This window comes from Crystallibacter permensis, assembly GCF_025960875.1.
GTDB lineage: Bacteria > Actinomycetota > Actinomycetes > Actinomycetales > Micrococcaceae > Crystallibacter > Crystallibacter permensis.
This window is the reverse complement of record NZ_JAODLR010000020.1, coordinates 34,387-53,299: the sequence shown is the minus strand read 5'-3', so window position 1 is coordinate 53,299 and position 18,913 is coordinate 34,387. Positions and strand designations below refer to the sequence as shown.

Below are 18,913 nucleotides of genomic sequence, written 5' to 3'. Positions count from 1 at the left end.
CTAGTCGGCTTTCTGTCGAGGCGCGGCGGTCAGGGTGAAAAGGCGTCCGAACGGGCCGGGCCGGCCGGAATTTCGGGCCAGCAGAACGCCGAGGAGCAGGATGGCCAACAGGACGATCCCGCGGCCCAGTCCCTGCCAGAAGAAGGACAGGCCGATGAGGTTCATGCCGTTGCTGAGCAATCCGAAGATCAGCACCCCCACCAAGGTGCCGGGCACCGACACGCGGCCGAACCTGCTCAACGTCGCGCCAATGAAGACGGCGCCGATGGCATCCATCAGGTAGGCCTGGCCACTGCCGGGCACGAACCCGTTGGTCCGCGCGGCGAGAATGACGCCGGCAAAGGCTGCCACCAGGGAGCAAAGCAGGTAGGCGCTGACGCTCAACCGGTTGACCCTCAAGCCGGAAATGCGCGCCGCCGTGGGTTGCTCGCCCGCCACCGTGACCGCCCGGCCCCACCGCGTCAGGCCAAGGAGAACGGCGACCACGACGGCCACGATGGCCGCTGTCAGCACAACGCCGTCCAGGTCCAGCACGTAGCCGCGGCCCAGCAGCGCGAACTCGATCGGCACGCGGGGCGTGGACAGATAGATCGGGGCGCCGCCGCCCGTCAGCAACTGCTGGACGCTGGTGCCGATGAACCAGACGCTGAGCGTAGCCAGGAACGGTGGGATCTTCAGGCCTACGATGAGGGCGGCGTTCACGGCACCGACGAGCAACCCGAAGAGAAGTCCGACGGCGATGGCCACCCAGGCGCGGTAGCCATCGGCGATGAGTGCCGCCGCCCCCAGCGCCGCCAGGTCCAAGGCGACGCCGATCGACAGGTCGATGCCGCCGGCCCGCACAACGACGGTCAGTCCGACCGCCACAAGTGCCAGGATGGCCATCTGGCTGAGGACGCTCAGGAGGTTTCCGGGCACCAGGAAGTTGGGCGAGAGAAGGCTGAAGGTCAGCAGGATGCCGGCCAGGGCCACCGGGGCGATAAGGCGCGGCAGGACGTGCGATGCCCGGGCGGCGGCGCCGTCGTTAGTTTGAGGTTGTGAGCCGGGAGCCTTGCGCGGATTCCGGACAGGTTGTTGCTGGGTCAGCGTCATTTGGCGGCGCTCCTTCCTCGGACGACTACGACTGCGAGTACAAGCAGGATCAGCACGCCCTTCGCGGCGCCGATCCACTGGCTGGCGACCCCCAGGAGGGTCAGGCCGTTGGCCAGGCCGGCCACGAAGACCGCCGCAACGACGGTTCCCGGGATGTTGACCACCAGCCGGCGGGAGAACACGGTGGACATGTAGGCGACCAGGATGATGTCCAGCAGGATCTGCGCGCCGATGCCCGGCACGGCGGCCGAGAGCCTCGAGGCGAGCAGCACGCCCGCGATGCCGCCGAGCAGGCTGCTGATGACGTAGCTGAAGAAGCGGTAGCGTGCCGGATCGAGCCCGGCGACCGACGCGGCAGTGGCGTTCTGCCCGACCGCGTAGCTGTTCACGCCCCACGCTGTCCTGCCAAGAGCCCACCAGGCCGCGGCTGCGACGAGCAGCAGCAGCACGACCGCTGCGGGGAGGCCAAGCACGGTGCCTTGCCGCAGCCACAGGAAGAGGCTCCCCTCCAGCGCGACCTTGAGGTTCTCGCTCACGACGAGTTCCAGCGACGTGGCGATGCCCATGGTCGCCAAGGTGGCCAGCAGGGGCCGGAGACCGAGGACTACGGCGGCTCCGTTCGCCGCTCCGATGGCTACTGCGACCACTAGTCCGCCCAGGACCGCAACCGGAACGCCCGCCCCGGCTCCGACGGCGACCGCGGTTACCGTTCCGGCAAGGCCCGCGACCGCGCCGAGGGACAGGTCAATGCCGCCCTTGAGGACGTCGTCCCCGCCGGTAATGATGACGATGGCCAGGCCGATTCCGGCGACGGCGAAAACCGCGGCCTGGTTGAGGACCGAGGCCAGGTTGGACCACTGCAGGAAATGCGGTGAGCCGATGGCGAAGAGGGCCAGGACCAGCAGCACCATGCCGTAGCCCGCCCAGGTGATCAGTGCGGGACGCGTCCGTCGAGGGGTGTCGTGTCCTGCCTGTGCGGATTCTTCCAGCGTGGCGGCACTCATGCGGCCTCCCTCGTATTCTCGGTGGCGACTGCCCCAGAGGCGATCTCCAGAATGCGGTCAGTGGTGACGTCGGAACCCGCGAGCTCGGCCACGACGTTGCCCCGGTAGAGGACCAGGGTCCGGTCCGCGATCCCGACCAGTTCTTCCAAGTCCACGGTCACAACCAGCACGGCGGCGCCCGCGTCGACAAGTTCGTTGATCTGTGCGTAGATCTGCGAGCGGCTGCCGACGTCGACGCCCGACGTCGGCTGGTCGAGGACCAGGACGGAGGGGCCGGTGGCGAGCCATTTGGCCAGCACGACCTTCTGCTGATTGCCGCCGGAAAGGCTTCCCGCTACGGCCCCTCCGTCAGCCGGCCGAACATCAAGCTGCTCGATGAGCCCGGCGGACAGTTTCCGCTCCAGGCTCGGGGAGACGAACCCGAGCCACCGCGAGACGCGCTTCAGGCTGGCCGCCGAGATATTCTCCTGGACCGTGTTGCGTACGAAGATGCCGTCCCGGCGTCGGTTGGACGGGACATAGGCGCCGCCGCGGGCAACGAAATCCGCGATGGCCCGGACAGGTTTGCCCTTCAACGTCACGTCCCCCCGGCACTTGGAAATGCCCGTGACGGCGTCTGCCAGCACCTCCACTCCTGAACCGACGAGGCCGGTCACCGCGACCACCTCGCCGGGCCTGACCTCCAGGTCCACACCTTCCAGTGCACCCGGCACGCTCAGTCCCCGGACGCTCAGGGCGGGTTTATCGCCCTGCGGGTTGCGCGGGGTCCGGGCGTGGTCGAATTCGACCACCTTGCGGCCGACCATCAGCTCCACGACGCCGTCCAAGGTTCCGCCGTCGCGGAGGTCGATGTCGCCGGCATTACGCCCGTTGCGCAGCACGGTGATCCGGGCGGTGATATCCGTGAGCTCCTGCAGGTAATGGGAAATGTAGATGATGCCAACACCGTGGGACTGCAGCTTCCGGAGCGTGCCGAAGAGCTGCTCCACCTCGCGGGCCGCCAGCGGTGCGGTGGGTTCGTCCAGAATCAGCACCTGGGGTTCGGACAGTAGTGCCCGCGTGATCTGGATCAGCTGCTGCTGGGCCACGGTGAGCTGGTCGACCAGCCGGGAAGTGTCAATCTTCTGTCCGGTGGTCCTGAAGATGTCCGCGGCGGCCTGGGCCTCAAGCTTCCGGGAGTGGATCCAGCCCCGCCCCAGCGAAGGTTGGCCCAGATACAGCTGCTCCGCGACCGTCAGCCGGCCGGCGAGGTGCCGGTCCTGGTGGATGACGTGGATTCCGAGGGCTTCGGCAGCGGCCGGCTTGTCGATGGAAACGGGCCGGCCGTCGATGAGGATGATGCCGCCGTCGGCCGTGTAGAGCCCCGTGAGGATTTTGATCAGGGTGGACTTGCCGGCGCCGTTCTCCCCCACGAGGCCCAGGATTTCGCCGGCGTCGAGGGACAGGTCCACATCGGCAAGGACTTGGGCAGAGCCGAAGGACTTGTTGATGGCCCGCATCGCGAGCAGCGGTGTCTTAGATGCCGAGTTCATTACGCACCTGGTTCACGTTGGACTTATCGACGAACACCGGGGTCAGGTAGCTGGTGTTGGGTACGTCGGCTTCGCGGCCGCCGAGGAACAGAGCCACGTTCTCGGCCGATTTCGCGGCCATGGCCTTGGTCTGCTGGGCCACCGTGAACTGGTAGGAACTCGACGGATCTGCAATCAGGTCCAATGCGCCGGGTTCGGCGTCGACACCATAGAGCTTGATGTCGTCCCTGCCCGCTGAATCGATCGCCTGCGCGGCGCCGATCAGCGGGATGTCCCAGCAGCTCCAGACCGCGTCGACTTCACCCTCGGGCAACCGGCGTAATTGGTCCTGGATCTGCTTCTTGGCGTCCTCGATGGTTCCCTCGTACTTGTCCTGCAGTTCCGGCTGCAGGATCTCGATCTCGGGATAGTCCTCGAGCACAACCTCCAGCTCGCTGTACCGGATGCGGCACGGGGCGACGCCGGGAAAGCCGTTGAACGCTAGGATTTTGCCTTCGCCGCCGATATCCTCGGCAAGCGTGCGCGCCAGCGTAGAGCCGATCACCCAGTTGTCGCTGGTGACGTTGTTGACGCTGTATTCCGATTGGAAGTCCACGGTGAAGAGCGGGATGCCGGCGTCGTCGACCTTCTTGAGGGCCGGCGTGAGCGTCTGCGCGTCGCCCAGGATCACCACGATGGCATCGGGACGCTGCGTGACAAGATTTTCGACGTCGGTGACGTGCTTGCCGTCCTTGGCCTCGGCCTGGGTGGCAATCACCTTGCCGCCGCGCTTCTCGACGCTTGCCTGCAGTTCTTCGTAGACGACGCGGCTGAAGTCGTGCACGATGTCCTTGGCAGCTATGCCGATCGTCTTGCCCTCCAAGGAGGGCGCGTTGGCAGGATCAATCTCTTCGGCCTGGGTAACGGCAGCCGCCGCTGGATCTCCGCCTGTACCGGCGGCTGCGCCCCCGGACTGTGGAGCCGGTTCTTTCAGCGAGCAGCCGGTCACGAGCAAGGCTGCGGCTACCGCAAAGCCAGCACCTCTAAGGAGCAAGTTGGGCAACGGGCGTTCTTTACGCCCGGTGGTGGATTCGATGTCTGTATGGACCATGTGTCGCGTTCCTTCATTTCTAGACTGAAGAAATCAACGAACCTGGCCGCTTGACACGGCGCCATGGTGCGGCCCGAATCGTGAGATCTCCATCGGTCCTGGCCGAAGCACTATTCGTGGAGGGAATCCACGAAATTTGCTGCGGCGTCGACGAGCCAGGTCTCTCGGCCGCTCTGGATGGCTGATTCGATTGAACCAATGTGAAGAGGCCAGAAAAGATTTATGTGTCGCAATGACGGCTGGCTGCTCAACGAATAGACATGCCGCGTCACAGCAGGTCATTTGCTGATACATAATCCATGAACACGAGCGGAATATGCTATTTGCCCCGCCGCCCCTCACACAAAAACGCCCGGCCGAGTTATCCCGGCCGGGCGTTTTCGCGTGCTCTGAACGGATCAGGCCTCGACGATCACCACGGTGACCACGGGCTTGCGCCGCAGCTGGCGGTCGGACCAGCGCACCAGCGCCTCGGCGATCGCCTTTTCGGCATCCGGGCCGGTCTTGTCGCCCTTGAGCCCGGCAAGCGTCTTTTCGACGATGCCGGTGGCCTTCTCCAGCTCGCCTGCCGCAGGCGCAAAGCCGACGGGGAAGAACTCGGGGTCCTCCTCCAGCTTCCCGGAATCCGGATTGACGATGGCCAGCACGGTCACCGCGCCGTCTTCGGCCAACCGGATGCGGTCCTGCAGCGACTCCTCGGTCGCGGCTCCCGCAATCATGTTCTCCACGTACACGTAGTCCGCCTTGACCTGGCCGGACACGCGGGCCACGCCGTCCTTGAGGTCAATGGTGGTGCCGTCCTCGACCACCAGCGCGCGCTTCGGGTCCACACCCGTGCGGACAGCCAGCTCGGCGTTGGCCTTGAGGTGGCGGTGCTCGCCGTGCACCGGCATCACGTTGCGCGGGCGCACCAGGTTGTAGCAGTAGACCAGCTCGCCGGCGCTGGCGTGGCCGGAAACGTGGACCTTCGCGTTGCCCTTGTGCACCACGTTGGCCCCGAGTTTCGTCAGGTCGTTAATCAGCCGGTAGATGGAGGTCTCGTTGCCCGGGATCAGCGAGCTGGCCAGCAGGACGGTGTCGCCCTCGGTCAAGTCGATCATGTGGTCCTGGCTCGCCATGCGTGCCAGCGCCGCCATCGGTTCGCCCTGCGAGCCGGTGCAGATCAGCACGGCCTTCGTGGGAGCCATCTTGTCCAGTTCCTTGAAGTCCACCAGCATGCCGCGCGGCACGTTCAGGTAGCCGAGCTCGCGCGCGGTCTTCATGTTGCGGACCATCGAGCGGCCCACAAAGGCCACCTTCCGCCCGTACAGGTGGGCGGCGTCGATAACCTGCTGGATGCGGTGGATGTGGCTGGCGAAGCTGGAGACAATGATCCGGCGCGGAGCTGTGCGGAACACCTCATCGATCGCCGGGGCCAGGTCCTGCTCGGAGATCTGGAAACCGGGCACATCGGCGTTCGTGGAGTCTGGCAGGAACAGGTCCACGCCCTCCTCGCCCAACCGTGCGAACCCGGCGAGGTCGGTGATCCGGCCGTCCAGCGGGAACTGGTCCATCTTGAAGTCGCCCGTCGCCAACACCAGTCCGGCACCGGTGCGGATGGCCACGGCCATACCGTCCGGGATCGAGTGGTTCACGGCCAGGAACTCCAGGTCGAACGGCCCGAACTTCTTCCGGTCGCCCTCCTTGACCTGCACGGTCTTGGCGGTGATGCGGTGTTCCTGCAGCTTGGTCTTGATGAACGCCAGCGTCAGCTTCGCGGAGATCAGGGGGATGTCCGAGCGTTCCTTCAGCAGGTACGGCACACCGCCGATGTGGTCCTCGTGCCCGTGGGTCAGCACAATGCCGACAATGTCGTTCAGCCGGTCGCGCAGGTAGGAGAAATCGGGCAGGATCAGGTCCACGCCCGGGTGGTGCTCCTCGGGGAACAGTACGCCGCAGTCGACAATCAGCAGCTTGCCGCCGAATTCGAACACGGTCATGTTGCGGCCGATCTCCTCCAGCCCGCCCAGCGACACGATGCGCATGGCACCCTTGTCCAGCTTGGGGGGTGTCTGTGGCCCAGCGGGTGCGGAGTGGCGTGAAGTCCTAGTCATGGGATCCGATCTCTATGTGATTCTGCAATGGCGGGACGGCAACGCCCCAAGCCGGCTTACCGGCAGTGAAATTCCGGGGCCGAGACGCCCTGCGACGGATCGGCGGCCTGCCCCACAGCAACAACTGCGGGACGGCATACTTGTCTCTGACTTTATCACCGCACGCCAGAGCCCAACACCGCCGCCCTGCGCGAAACGTACGGGCTTCCTCACTCCAGCCCTGCCGGGGTCGCAAAACACCACAACCAGAGCACAAACAACGACGCCGGCCGCCGCCAGCCGATACCGCAGCGCCCGGCCTGCCGATCAAAGAATCTTGCCAAGGTCATCGGTTGAGTCGCCGGCCAGTTGCTCCCGGTCGTCCTTGAGCCCAGGGTCGGCCTGTGGAAATTCCCGCAGGTCCGCCTTGGTCAGGTACGGGCGGCGCTTTGCGCGGATAGGCACCAAACGGGCCGACGGTATGCCGTGGCTGGTGATAATAATGTCCTCGCCCGCACGGGCGCGCGCCACCAGATCCGCGGTTCGGTTGCGCAGATCCCTCACACCTACAGTCGCCATGCCTTCACCTTAATGCCGTGTGCCACGGATGTGCTACGACCGGGCGGCTGAGTGTCAACCATGCGGCAGCGCTTGCAGGAGTATGTTGGGACAGAACGCGAGGCTACGCGACGGCAGCGGCACAATTTAGAAAGTGGTCCGCTGCCCGGCAGGCAACAGGGGAAGGATCATTCATGAAGATCGGCATCATCGGAGCAACGGGCAAGGCGGGGCGCGCCGTCGTCATGGAGGCCCTCTCGCGCGACCACGAGACCACCGCCATCGTCCGGAATCCGGCGAGGGCCGCCGAACTGTTCGGCGGAGGCGTCCCCGTCATGGCCCGCGATGCCTTCGACCTGACCGCCGAAGACCTTCGCGCCTTCGACGTCGTTGTTAATGCGGTCGGCACGACTCCGGACCAGGCCCAGCAGCACGTCGACCTCGCCCGGGCACTGGTGAAACACGCGGACGGCAATGAGTCGCTGCGTCTGGTCTTTATCCTCGGCGCCGGCAGCCTGACTACGGGCGAGGACAAACACCTCTTCGTGGAGGACATCCGCAAGGTGCCGGGAGCTGAGGCCTGGGTCTCCATCCCCGAGAACCAGCTCAAGGAACTTGAGTACTTGCGCACCGTGGACGACGTCGATTGGGTCGGCGTTTCCCCGTCGGCCACTTTCGAACCGGGCGAGGCACGGGGCGTTGTCCTGGGCATCGACGAGCTCCTGGTCGCCGACGACGGAACCTCCCACACGACGTCGGGCACTATGGCCGAGGCCATCCTCGACGAGATCGAGCGCCCGGCCCACTACAAGCAGCGGTTCACTGTCCGCGACCGCTCCTAGGCCTTCCGCGGGGAGGACCGCCGCCGGAACGCCACAACCAATTCGCTGGGAATTTACCCTGTTCTCTCCAACTTCCGGCGCCGGAGTGATTAGCTGGAACCGGGCGTACCTGCCCTGAACGAAGGAGAACCATGAGCCAGGAACGGAAAGAGAACTCGGACGACGCAGGCCGCGTGTCACGGGACGAAGAAGTGCTTTCGCCCGGCGAAGTCACTCCGGATGCAAAGGGCCTCGCCCAGGTCTACGGCGATGCGGACCGCACCAACACGGATGACCCCGTCACGCCTCCGGGTCCCGTTGATGCCGCGGCAATGGAGTACATGGAAGAGAAATTCACCGTGCGCGATGCCGGCCACGGCGAGCGCTACCTCGAAGAGACCCCGGAGTCCGAAGCGACCGAGTAACGGGCTGCAACGAAGGAAACATGATGGCGAAGCTGCGCGTAGCTCCTTTCTGCATATCCCTCGACGGCTACGGTGCCGGGCCGGATCAGAGCGCGGAGAACCCGCTTGGTGTGGGTGGCGAACGTCTGCATGAGTGGGTGTTGCCCACCCGGGCCTTCCGGAGCAAACACGGCATGGGCGACGACGGCGAAACGGGTGTCGATAACGACATTGCCGACCGCTCGGACGCCGGCATCGGGGCCACCATCATGGGCCGGAACATGTTCGGACCCGTCCGGGGTCGGTGGGAGGACAGTGACGCCTGGACCGGCTGGTGGGGCGATAATCCGCCCTTCCACCACCCCGTGTTCGTCCTCACCCATCACAAACGCGCCCCGCTTGAGATGGAGGGTGGAACCACCTTCCACTTCGTCAGCGGCGGCATTCACGCCGCCCGTGAGCAGGCGATCGACGCCGCCGGTGGCCTCGATGTGAAGCTCGGCGATGAAGTGTCGACTATCCGGCAGTACCTGCAGGCCGGGCTCGTCGACGAACTGCAGCTCAGCATTGTGCCAATCCTGCTCGGTTCGGGCGAACGGCCGCTCACGGACCTTGGCGATCAGATCCAGCACTACCGGCGCGCGGACATCACCAGCTCGACGTCCGCTGCCCACTTCACGCTCGTCCGCGACAACGGGTAACCGTCGCTCCGTTAGCTAGAGCGGGAGCCAACTTCGAGGAACGTGCGTATGGAGAACGAACCGATGCCGTCCGAGGCCGCTGATCCCGGGCCCTTCTACCACGGCACGAAGGCCGACTTGAAGCCTGGGGACTCGCTGGAACCTGGCTATAGCTCGAATTACGGGGAGCGCAGAAGGGCGAATTACATCTATCTCACCGCAACCGTGGATGCTGCTACTTGGGGAGCCGAACTCGGGGTCGGCGAGGGGCCGGGCAGGATCTACCACGTGGAACCTACGGGCCCATTTGAGGATGACCCCAATCTGACGGACAAGAGGTTCCCAGGCAACCCGACGCGGTCCTACCGCACCTAGGAACCACTGCGAGTTGTTGAGGAATTCCTGGATTGGAAGCCGCACTCCCCCGAGGTTCTGCAGAACATGCGGAACCACCTTGAAGAGCTCAAACAGCTCGGCATCGAGGCAATCAGCTACTGAACTACCGGTTTCGGATGCCCAGCGCTACTCCTCCACGGGAACGACGGGCTGGCGAAGGATGGTCTCTTGAGCTTGTCAAGGGCCGTGCGGCGAGGATCGCTCAGGTAGATCTCGTGGTGCTTGCCGGTCATCCGCGAGTACCGCTGGACCGTCGCTCCCGGCCACCACGCATCCGGAACCTTCCAAGAGATCGAGCCCGGTAAGTGAGGACTATGGCAAGCCCACCCCGTGCCAGGACTTCAACACCGGACAACTGCTGGACCACTTGGCCGGATCGCTGAAGAGCGTCGGCACCGCGCTTGGCGCCGACCCGACCGACCGCACCGATGCCTCAGCAGAGGTGCGCATCGCCGGTCTCGCCCAACCGACGCTGGAGGCCTTCACCCACAGGGGCGCCGAGGGCACCATCGACATGGGCTTCGCCGAACTGCCCGCAACGGTCGTGGCCGGCATCGTAAATCTGGAGCTGCTCATGCACGCTTGGGACTTTGCAAAGGCCATCGGCCAGGAACTCCACGTTTCCGACATGGTTAGCGACCATGTCACGCGCCTTGCCGAAGAAACATCTCCGATCAGGTCCGGGCCAGCGGCAGCTTCGCTGCAGCCCAGCCAGTGGCAGAGACGGCCGGAAGCTTGGAACGGCTCCTGGCGTTCACCGGCCGGAGCGTTTCGGCCTGATCAACGGACGGGAGCACCAGTTGAATAAGCGACCGGAGGTCGACGCCTGGTTCGCAGAGCGCGCCCACCCCTTGGAAGAGACCATGCAGCTGGCCCGGGAGCTCATCACTCAGCACGGCAAGGAAGACATCGAGAACGAGGTCAACGCGCCACCGATCCATAGCTTCGCGGAAGGTCCTACGTTCCTGTACGCGGAGTCAGCCGGGATAACCCATTCGGGTGCTGATGTGTTGCGCGGCCTGTTTAAGATTTTCAATCAAACCAGGTGTTTTTTCAGGCGTGAATCGGAATGAGGGACCGGAGATGCTGAGCGCTCCCGTGACAGCGCCGGTGTGGTCGTATACCGGTACGGCAATGCCATTTAGGCCAATTTCGAATTCTTCGTGGACGATGGAGTAGCCGTCGGCAGCAATCTCTAGAAGGGCCTTTTCCAGTTCACTGCGTGACGTAGTGGTTCTGGCTGTCCTAGCGGGAAGGCCTGTCTCCCTGATGATCTCTTCGCGCCTATCGGCGGTCAAACCTGCCAACAGCACTTTCCCGCTGGATGTCGCATGAAGTGGTGTCAGTCTTCCAACCCAGTTTGTGGTGGCAAGCGATGAGGGCCCCATTGCTTGATCCACATTGACGGCATAGCGAGACCGAAGCACGGCTAGGTTTACGGTTTCTTCGAACCGTTCGGCGAGCTCCTCAAGTATGGGCCCAGCTTCCTTGACGAGGCTTAACCTGCGGGGGATCGAATTAGCGAGCCGAAGGACTGTGAACCCGAGCTGATATTTACCACGTTCTCGGTTTTGATGGACCATACCCCGTGAGTCCAAGGCCGCGAGCAAACGGGAGGCCGTGGACTTGTGTACGCCCATCTCCCGTGCGACGTCAATTACTCCGGCGCCGCCGGTTCGTGCCAGAATTTCCAGCACTGTAATGGCCCGGTCTACGGATTGCACACCGCCTGGAGACGCACCGGCTTGTTCAGTTGCCGATCGTCCCGATGAATCCGAACGCTCCATGGTGGCCAATCCTATACGGCGCGGAAGAGACAGAAGTTCAATGTCTATCGGCTTCTCCGCTGAACCCTTTGTCACTTCTTGCCTAGGTCCGCTTCAAAAGCGACGGCCACTCTAGCGTCCCTGGATGACAAATGACCAGATCGGAGATAGACGCTCATAAGGCGACCGTCCGAAAGCCAATATTTCCACTCGCGGAGTCTGCCGTGTTGAAGCTGCGGGCGCCAACCCGGTATCTATTGCAGTAGGAGTCATGGCAGAGGTATGAGCCTCCGCGCATGACGCGCCCTTTGCCAATCGTCGGGCCCTCCGGATTAGCGGCGGGTGAATTCCGGTAGTACTTGGGAAGGTACCAATCCGAGCACCACTCCCAAACATTCCCGCTGACCTCGAACAACCCGTACCCGTTGCTTGGGAAGTGTCGCACTGGTGCCGTCGTGAGGAACCCGTCCTCCTCGGTGTTGCTCACGGGAAAATGCCCTTGCCAAATGTTGCATAAGTACTTGCCATCCAAGAGAAGGTCGTTTCCCCATGGGTAACGGCATCCCTCCAAACCACCGCGCGCCGCATATTCCCACTCGGCTTCGGTAGGCAATCTCCGGTTCGCCCAGTGGCAGTACGACATGGCGTCGTTCCATGAGACCTGCACCACAGGATGATCAGGCATGTCTTCCCAAGTGCTTTGCGGCCCGGCGGGATGTGCCCAATCAGCGCCGCGCACTACCTGCCACCAAGGAGTACCAGTTGCCGTTCCCTGTATATCGGCCGAGTTCGCCTTCGTAGCCAGATGGAAGACAGCGGAGAATCCGAAAACTTCTGATTCGGTGCGATAGCCGGAGGCGGAGACGAAATCGGCGAACTGAGCATTAGTCACCGTGGTGACATCAATCGAAAAGGAATTTACTTCTACGCGATGGATCGGTGTCTCACCGTCGGTGTCATACCCTTCATTGAAATGGTCTCCCATTAGGAAATTTCCAGCTGGAATACGCGCTTCGGTATGCGCCTGCAGACGGTCACGGCTCGCGGTGACGCTTTGCTGGCTTATGAGCGCCGCCGGTTCAACAGAGCCTCTTGAAGGGCCGCAACAGTTGCTCACCTTGAGTTTCCTTTCCATCCGGTCCTGTACCGAACTCAGTTTGTGGCTGGCATCCTGCAAAGGGCCGGTCCGTTGATCTTTGGGCTGCTGCCGGCGTTCCTGGAACATGACTAGCCGTCGGTTACGCTCCAGGAACGCTGAGCTCACTTCCTACTGATGCGCCAGCAGCAGTCGCCGATGATCCGCTGGGCTCAGTTGCATTTCCGGAGCATCACTGTCCAGATCGATGCGCACAGTATGAATAGTGCCAGTGAACGCATTATCCAATGCCGGATAATCATCCGTCACTGGTGTGCCCCTATCGATGCCGATATTGAGTGTCTCGTCGAAGGAGAAGTAGTAAGCCGTGGTCTTTTCTACACGTCCGCGGCCAATGTTCCGGCCATCAACGCCAAGTTGAACGTCCCCGCCCATACCGATGCCGTTCCCGTCGTATTGGAATTCGAACACCAGCTTCTGGTTTCCGGGCTGGAGCTGCTCTTGCGAACGGATGGTGTAGAGGTGGCGGCCGTAACAGTTATAGGCATAGTTCAAGTAACCGTTCAGGACATACAGCGACCAGCCGCCGAAACGTCCTCCTTGGGCAATGATCACCCCTTCAGCCGCGGTCTCCGGGATGTCCACATGGGCGGTGATTCGGTGGGACCGGTTTTTTACATTCGGGGCCGTCTCCTCTGTAAAACGTCCCATTCCGGCCCGATATGTAACGGCCTGTCGTCCGGCGAACACGTCAACGCGGCCAGCAACTTGCGGATTCTCCCGTTCAGTCACGCGGTCGTCCAGGGGAAATACCTTGTACTTGCTCGCTTCAATGAGAAAGAGCTGTTGAAGTTCCCGGAGCTTTTCCGGATAGAGGTGGGCGACGTCATGTGCCTGGGTCCAGTCGGTCGTGGTGTCGTAAAGTTCCCAAACATCGTCTTCAAAGGAAGGCAGACCCTCGGGCACCATCAGCCAAGGGGTCCCATGCCGGGTGACCGCGGTCCAGCCCTCGTGGTAAATGCTCCGGTTGCCGCACATTTCGAAGTATTGGGTCCGACGGCGATCGGCCGCGGCATGATCGTTGAAGGTATAGACCATGCTGGTGCCTTCTATTGGCTGCTGGGTGACACCGTTGACCATGACCGGATGCGGCACCCCTGTGGCTTGGAAGATCGTCGGGGCGATATCGATGACATGGTGCCACTGATGGCGGATGCCGCCTCCATCCCTGATGCCGTTGCCCCAGTGCATGATCATGCCGTCGCGTGTGCCGCCGTAATGGGAAGCCACCTGCTTGGTCCATTGGTACGGGGTGTTCATGGCCAGCGCCCAACCCACAGGGTAAATTGCGTAGGTGCTGGCATCGCCGAGGGATTCCATTTCTGCAGCCATGACCTCGGTGCTGTCGGCGAACCCGTGGCCGACGAGGTGTTCCCTGGTGGTTCCTTCTATGCCGCCTTCGCCCGAGGCCCCGTTGTCACCCAGAATGTAGATGAACAACGTGTTGTCCAGCTCTCCGATGTCATCCAATGCGTCGACGAAGCGGCCGACCTGTGCGTCGGTATGCTCAGCGAAGGCTCCGTAGGTTTCCATGAAACCGCAGGCGACGGAGCGCTCGGTTTCATCCAATTCATCCCACTGCGGAACAACATCGGCCCATGGGGAAAGATCGGCAGATTCGGGCACGATGCCCAGCTGCTTTTGCCGGTTCAGGGTCTCTTCGCGTTGGGCATTCCAGCCTTGGTCGAAGCGGCCCCGATATTTAGCCTTCCAATCTTTGCCCACGTGAAATGGGCCGTGGGTGGCACCGAAGGCTATGTACGTGAAGAATGGCTTGTCCGGCGTGAGGGTTTTTTGGGTGTGGACCCAGTCAATAGCGTTGTCGACGAGGTCTTCGGAGAGGTGATAGCCCTCTTCTGGCCGGCGGCTCGGTTCCACTGGTGTTGTTCCGTCGAACAACTGTGGGTACCAGTGATTCATCTCCGCGCCCATGAAGCCGTAGAACTTATCAAAGCCCTCGCCGGTGGGCCAGCGGTCAAAGGGGCCCGACGCGCAAACTTCCCGTGGCGGAGTTTGGTGCCATTTCCCGAACGCTGCGGTGCTGTAGCCGTTACCGCTCAGGGTCTGGGCGATAGTGGCGGCGCTGGATGGCCGGAACCCTGTGTAGCCGGGAGCCGAGGTTGTCATCTCCGTGGTGACGCCCATTCCCACGGAGTGATGATTGCGGCCGGTCATCAGCGCTTGCCGGGTCGGGGAGCAAAGAGCCGTCACGTGGAAGCGGCTGTACCGCAACCCTCCGCCTGAAAGACGCTCAGCCGTTGGCATCTCACACGGCCCCCCGAAGGCGCTGGAGGCGCCGAATCCCATGTCATCAATGAGGACAAGGACCACATTGGGAGCGTTCTCGGGTGGGCGCAGTGCCTCAACAGGCGTGAATGCGGCACTTTGTCCCTGAATACCCATGGATGTAGTGACAGGGTTTGTCCTTTCCGGGATAGGGAGGATTTCTCGGATTTTTGCGTCCATTCGTCTTGCTCCGTTCTCTTGAATCAGGGGTCAGGAAGGGCGGATGAAGCCCTTTTCGGTCAGCCAATCCGCTGCGACTTCTGCCGGTTCCTGGCCTTCCACGTCCACCTTTCGGTTCAGCTCCTGCATCGTCTCGGTCGTGATTTCGGCTGAAATGCTGTCGAAGATGTCCCGCAGCTGGGGGTATTGCTGCAGCGTTTCGGTATTGATGATGGCCGACGCGTTGTACGCCGGGAAGAACTTGCGGTCGTCTTCGAGGACGGTAAGGTCCAGCGCCAGGATGCGCCCGTCGGAACCGAAGACTTCACCGAAATTGCATTGGCCTCTGGCCGTTGCCTCGTAGATGGCACCGGTATCGAGGATGGCGATGTTGGAATTAGGCACGCCACTCGGGGTCCCACGAGCGATGCCATAGTGCATGAGCATCGGCGTCAGTCCGTCTGTCCGTGAGTTGAACTCCGACTCGACACAGAAGGTGCGTTCCTCGATGGGCAAACCCGCAATGTCGGACAGCTTGGAGATGGGACCCAGCTCTTCCTGCACGTCCTCGCTCACGGCGATGGCATACGTGTTGTTCAACCCCGACGGTTCCAGCCAAGTCAGCCCGTTTTCCAGCTCGGCGTCGCGGACTGCCTCCCATTGTTCCGTCTGGTCCGGGAGGCCTCGGTCCTGGCCAAGGTAGGTCAGCCAGGCTGCGCCCGTGTAGTCCCAATGAATCTGGGCCTGGCCGGAGAGCATGAGATTACGCACGGGAACACTCCCCGGAAGGCCGCTCATGTCGCTGACTTCAAAGCCCGCGGCACGGGCGGCGAGCACTGCCATCTTTGCCAATATGAGCTGCTCGGTGAAGTTCTTGCCGGTCACGGTTAGGGATGCGCCTTTAGGCAGGTCCAGTTCCCTGATTGATCCCGGCGCTATTTCCGGGACATAGGACGTGGCGGGTTGGAGACCGCAGCTAGCCACTGACAATGTCGCCAATGTGGCCAGCAATCTGACAGTGCACTGTCCGAATCGGTTTCTTCTCATTAATCAGATTCCCTTCGGACGGGCGAAGTGTTCGACGAGCCCACCCAACCAGTCCAGAAAGAGTGCCAGGAGGGCTGTTAGCAGGGCGCCGGTGGCAAGCACCTTGGGAAGGTAGAGGTTGACGCCTGTCGTGATGAGTAGGCCAAGGCCGCCGCCATTGACGAAGGCAGCCAGCGCCGCAGTTCCGACCAGGAGAACTAGTGCCGTGCGGATTCCGGCCAGCATCACGGGAACAGCCAGGGGCAGTTCGACTTTGAACAGGACCGCTGTGGCGCTCATTCCGACGCCTCTGCCAGCCTCCACAAGCCGTGGATCGACGCCGTCGAGGCCGACCATCGTGTTGCGCAGGACTGGTAACAGCGCATACAAGATGAGTGCAACGGTGGCGGCGGTTTGCGAGAACCCGAGCCAGAACGCTAGAAGAACGATCAGTCCGATGGCAGGTGCAGCCTGGCCGACGTTGACTAGGGCCAGAACCGGACCCGTCAGGAACCTGAAAGGGCGTCTGGTCAGGATGACACCGAGGGGAACAGCGATGACGAGGACGATGGCTGCGGCGGAGAACGTTAGAAAAAGGTGCTCAGCGGCATAGCCCCACAAGGCTGCGGGGTTCAACGTGGCCGACTCGGTAGGGGTTAGGTCGACCGTCAGCAGCCATATAGTGAATAAGACCAGCAGAACAAGAATTGCCGCAGGCTGGATGACAAGGCCACGCGAAGACTTCGAGCGTCCTGACGTCTCCGCACTGATCTCCGCAGCGGCAGTGGCGCTCACAGGCGCGCTCCGCTGGCTGTTGTCGGGACAGATCCGGTGTTGATGCCGACTGGCGTGTCGGCAGGCACCGAACGGGCTACTTGCTGGCGTATTGCTGTGATCGCACGCATCACGGTTTCAACATCGATGACACCCAGGAATTTATCCCGCGGACCGGTCACTAATGCAGCACCTTCGCCGCAGACCAGCATAGTGTCCAAGGCATCGTTCAGGGTGGCACGATTGCCGACAACTGGCAGTTTGGGATCGGTCACTCCGTCTAGAACATTGATGCGGGAGAGTTGCCGACGTGAAAGCCATTGGATGGGACGGTCACGGCCATCGAGGACGACGACGCGATGTTCTCCCGCGCGTTCCATTCGGGGGATGACTTCGCGGACCGGATCTCCCGGCCTGGCCGTAATTCCCTCAAGCAGACCCACGTCACCGACGCGGCTCAGTGTTAGTTGCTTCAACCCGGCGCAAGATCCGATAAAGCCTTCAACAAATTCGTTGGCTGGTTCGGCGAGAATACGCTCGGGAGTGTCGTATTGGACGATTTCCGCCCGTTCGGAAAAGACAACAATCCAGTCACCGAGCTTCACAGCCTCATCGAAGTCGTGCGTGACACACACGATGGTCTTATGCAGTTCGCTCTGGATGTGTATGAGTTCATCCTGCAACCGCTGGCGTGTGATCGGGTCTACAGCTCCAAAAGGCTCGTCCATTAGGAGCACTGGCGGATCAGCGGCCAGTGCCCGAGCAACTCCCACGCGTTGCTGTTGGCCCCCGGACAGCTCTTTCGGGTAACGGTCCCGGTAAGTTGCCGGATCCAGCGAAACTAGCTCCAGAAGCTCATCGACCCTGGCGGAAATGCGCTGTTTGTCCCAACCAAGCATCTTGGGCACCAGCCCGATGTTCTTGGCTACGCTCATGTGCGGAAACAGTCCCCCGGATTGGACAACGTAGCCGATCCGGCGACGCAACTCATCGCCGTCGATATCGGTGACGTCGTCGTCACCAAGAATGATGCGTCCTTCACTTGGCTCGATGAGCCGATTGATCATTTTCAGCGTCGTGGTCTTGCCACAACCGGACGGGCCGACGAACATGACCGTCTTACCGGCGGGAATTTCCAGGGTAATTCCGTCGACAGCCGGGGCCTTTTGGCCCGGGTAACGCTTAGTCACCCGATCAATAAGTATTCCGGCGCCGGAGTCACTGGTGGACCCCTCTCTATAGGTTCCTTTACTGGAGGTGGCGATTGTATTAGACACGAATACCTCTCGAGATAGTCAGACGGCCTAAACCGATGAATCCAAGGTCAAGAATCAGGGCCAAAATGATGACTGCAACAACTCCTGTGACGACCGAGCTGAGAGAGTTAGCCCCTCCAAGACGGGCCAGCCCAGAGAAGATAAACCCACCCAAGCCTGGGCCGAGGGCGAACGCAGCAATTGCCGCGACTCCCATCACCATCTGCGCGGATACCCGCACGCCGGCCAAGATAACGGGCCACGCGAGTGGCAGTTCGATCCGAAGCAAAGTTTTCATGCGCCCCATCCCCACCCCCCGCGCAGATTCCACCAGGGCAGGGTTCACGCCGCTCAGCCCGACCACGGCATTTCGGAGGACAGGTAAAGCAGCGAAGAACGTGATGACGATGACGGCCGGAACCACACCGAATCCGAACGGAACGATAAGAATTCCGATCAAGGCGAAGGACGGAATGGTCAGGCCTACCGCCGATACGGCGTTAGCGACTGAAGCCAAAGCTCCGTTGCGGTAGACCAGCGCAGCCAGAACGACGGCGATGACGCTCGCTAGAACCACGCATTGTACTACGAGGCTGAAATGCTGCCAGGAGGAGAAAAGAACCTGTTCCCAGCGGTCGGCAATAAAGTTCAACAAGTTATCTGTCCTCCGAAAGCCGGTTGGATCAAAACGAAAAATGTTGCGCCATCCGCAATTCATTTCACTATGCGGACCAGCCTCCGGGATGGAGTCCGAAGTGTCAATACTTTTTGGTCGAGAACGCGAAAGATTGGAAAAATCCCGCGAATGTGACGCGTACCACCACGGGAAATGTGTCAGCAA

17 protein-coding genes and 2 pseudogenes are annotated in these 18,913 nt (G+C 62.1%); 5 read left to right on the top strand and 14 right to left on the bottom strand.

The features are described 5' to 3' along the window. From B0G38_RS18580 to B0G38_RS18555, 6 genes are all read right to left on the bottom strand, one after another. Complete coding sequence (locus B0G38_RS18580; RefSeq protein ID WP_264670802.1) at positions 1–1,092, bottom strand: ABC transporter permease; 1,092 nt, start codon at positions 1,090–1,092, stop codon at positions 1–3. Further along, entirely contained in the window at positions 1,089–2,096 is a 1,008-nt protein-coding gene (locus B0G38_RS18575) for an ABC transporter permease (RefSeq protein WP_264670801.1), read from the bottom strand. Before B0G38_RS18575 ends, B0G38_RS18580 begins: the two co-directional genes overlap by 4 nt. Beyond that, positions 2,093–3,628, bottom strand: a complete 1,536-nt coding sequence (locus B0G38_RS18570) for a sugar ABC transporter ATP-binding protein (RefSeq protein ID WP_264670800.1) — start codon at positions 3,626–3,628, stop codon at positions 2,093–2,095. Before B0G38_RS18570 ends, B0G38_RS18575 begins: the two co-directional genes overlap by 4 nt. Beyond that, positions 3,612–4,718, bottom strand: a complete 1,107-nt coding sequence (locus B0G38_RS18565; RefSeq protein ID WP_264670799.1) for a substrate-binding domain-containing protein — start codon at positions 4,716–4,718, stop codon at positions 3,612–3,614. The genes B0G38_RS18570 and B0G38_RS18565 overlap by 17 nt, the downstream gene beginning before the upstream one ends. A gap of 398 nt (positions 4,719–5,116) precedes the next feature. After that, positions 5,117–6,811 carry a ribonuclease J gene (locus B0G38_RS18560; RefSeq protein ID WP_413542090.1) on the bottom strand — a complete coding sequence of 565 codons (1,695 nt, stop codon included), beginning with the start codon at positions 6,809–6,811 and terminating at the stop codon, positions 5,117–5,119. 306 nt (positions 6,812–7,117) lie between these two features. Then, positions 7,118–7,369, bottom strand: a complete 252-nt coding sequence (locus B0G38_RS18555; RefSeq protein WP_264670798.1) for a type II toxin-antitoxin system Phd/YefM family antitoxin — start codon at positions 7,367–7,369, stop codon at positions 7,118–7,120. Positions 7,370–7,542: 173 nt separating this feature from the next. On the opposite strand from B0G38_RS18555, the gene B0G38_RS18550 reads away from it, so the two are divergent. The 4 genes and pseudogenes from B0G38_RS18550 (at position 7,543) to arr (ending at position 9,751) form a co-directional block, all read left to right on the top strand. Continuing rightward, complete coding sequence (locus tag B0G38_RS18550; RefSeq protein ID WP_264670797.1) at positions 7,543–8,190, top strand: NAD(P)-dependent oxidoreductase; 648 nt, start codon at positions 7,543–7,545, stop codon at positions 8,188–8,190. 131 nt (positions 8,191–8,321) lie between these two features. Then, positions 8,322–8,594 carry a hypothetical protein gene (locus B0G38_RS18545; RefSeq protein ID WP_169992651.1) on the top strand — a complete coding sequence of 91 codons (273 nt, stop codon included), beginning with the start codon at positions 8,322–8,324 and terminating at the stop codon, positions 8,592–8,594. Between the two features lie 20 nt (positions 8,595–8,614). Then, the gene (locus tag B0G38_RS18540; protein WP_264670796.1) at positions 8,615–9,274 is read left to right on the top strand and encodes a dihydrofolate reductase family protein; all 660 of its coding nucleotides are present in this window, start codon (positions 8,615–8,617) and stop codon (positions 9,272–9,274) included. Positions 9,275–9,322: 48 nt separating this feature from the next. Further along, positions 9,323–9,751 (top strand): annotated as a pseudogene (gene arr / locus B0G38_RS18535) (NAD(+)--rifampin ADP-ribosyltransferase). 24 nt (positions 9,752–9,775) lie between these two features. On the opposite strand, the pseudogene B0G38_RS23415 reads toward arr, so the two are convergent. Continuing rightward, positions 9,776–9,882 (bottom strand): annotated as a pseudogene (locus B0G38_RS23415) (GyrI-like domain-containing protein); the annotation flags it as partial. Between the two features lie 134 nt (positions 9,883–10,016). On the opposite strand from B0G38_RS23415, the gene B0G38_RS18530 reads away from it, so the two are divergent. Beyond that, entirely contained in the window at positions 10,017–10,457 is a 441-nt protein-coding gene (locus B0G38_RS18530; RefSeq protein WP_264670795.1) for a DinB family protein, read from the top strand. Between the two features lie 169 nt (positions 10,458–10,626). On the opposite strand, the gene B0G38_RS18525 is transcribed toward B0G38_RS18530, so the two are convergent. The 7 genes from B0G38_RS18525 to B0G38_RS18495 all read right to left on the bottom strand — a co-directional run bounded on the left by B0G38_RS18525 (position 10,627) and on the right by B0G38_RS18495 (position 18,727). Then, complete coding sequence (locus B0G38_RS18525) at positions 10,627–11,436, bottom strand: IclR family transcriptional regulator (RefSeq protein ID WP_264670794.1); 810 nt, start codon at positions 11,434–11,436, stop codon at positions 10,627–10,629. Between the two features lie 154 nt (positions 11,437–11,590). Then, positions 11,591–12,550: a formylglycine-generating enzyme family protein gene (locus B0G38_RS18520; protein ID WP_461610110.1), complete on the bottom strand. Its 960-nt coding sequence runs from the start codon at positions 12,548–12,550 to the stop codon at positions 11,591–11,593. A gap of 132 nt (positions 12,551–12,682) precedes the next feature. Continuing rightward, the gene (locus B0G38_RS18515; protein WP_264670792.1) at positions 12,683–15,037 is read right to left on the bottom strand and encodes an arylsulfatase; all 2,355 of its coding nucleotides are present in this window, start codon (positions 15,035–15,037) and stop codon (positions 12,683–12,685) included. 30 nt (positions 15,038–15,067) lie between these two features. Further along, a complete protein-coding gene (locus B0G38_RS18510; RefSeq protein WP_264670791.1) occupies positions 15,068–15,901 on the bottom strand; it encodes a glycine betaine ABC transporter substrate-binding protein in 834 nt (277 codons plus the stop codon). Between the two features lie 165 nt (positions 15,902–16,066). Then, entirely contained in the window at positions 16,067–16,837 is a 771-nt protein-coding gene (locus B0G38_RS18505; RefSeq protein WP_264670790.1) for an ABC transporter permease, read from the bottom strand. After that, positions 16,834–18,093: an ATP-binding cassette domain-containing protein gene (locus B0G38_RS18500; protein WP_264670789.1), complete on the bottom strand. Its 1,260-nt coding sequence runs from the start codon at positions 18,091–18,093 to the stop codon at positions 16,834–16,836. The genes B0G38_RS18505 and B0G38_RS18500 overlap by 4 nt, the downstream gene beginning before the upstream one ends. Further along, complete coding sequence (locus B0G38_RS18495; protein ID WP_264670788.1) at positions 18,086–18,727, bottom strand: ABC transporter permease; 642 nt, start codon at positions 18,725–18,727, stop codon at positions 18,086–18,088. The genes B0G38_RS18500 and B0G38_RS18495 overlap by 8 nt, the downstream gene beginning before the upstream one ends. Between the last annotated feature and the right edge of the window lie 186 nt (positions 18,728–18,913).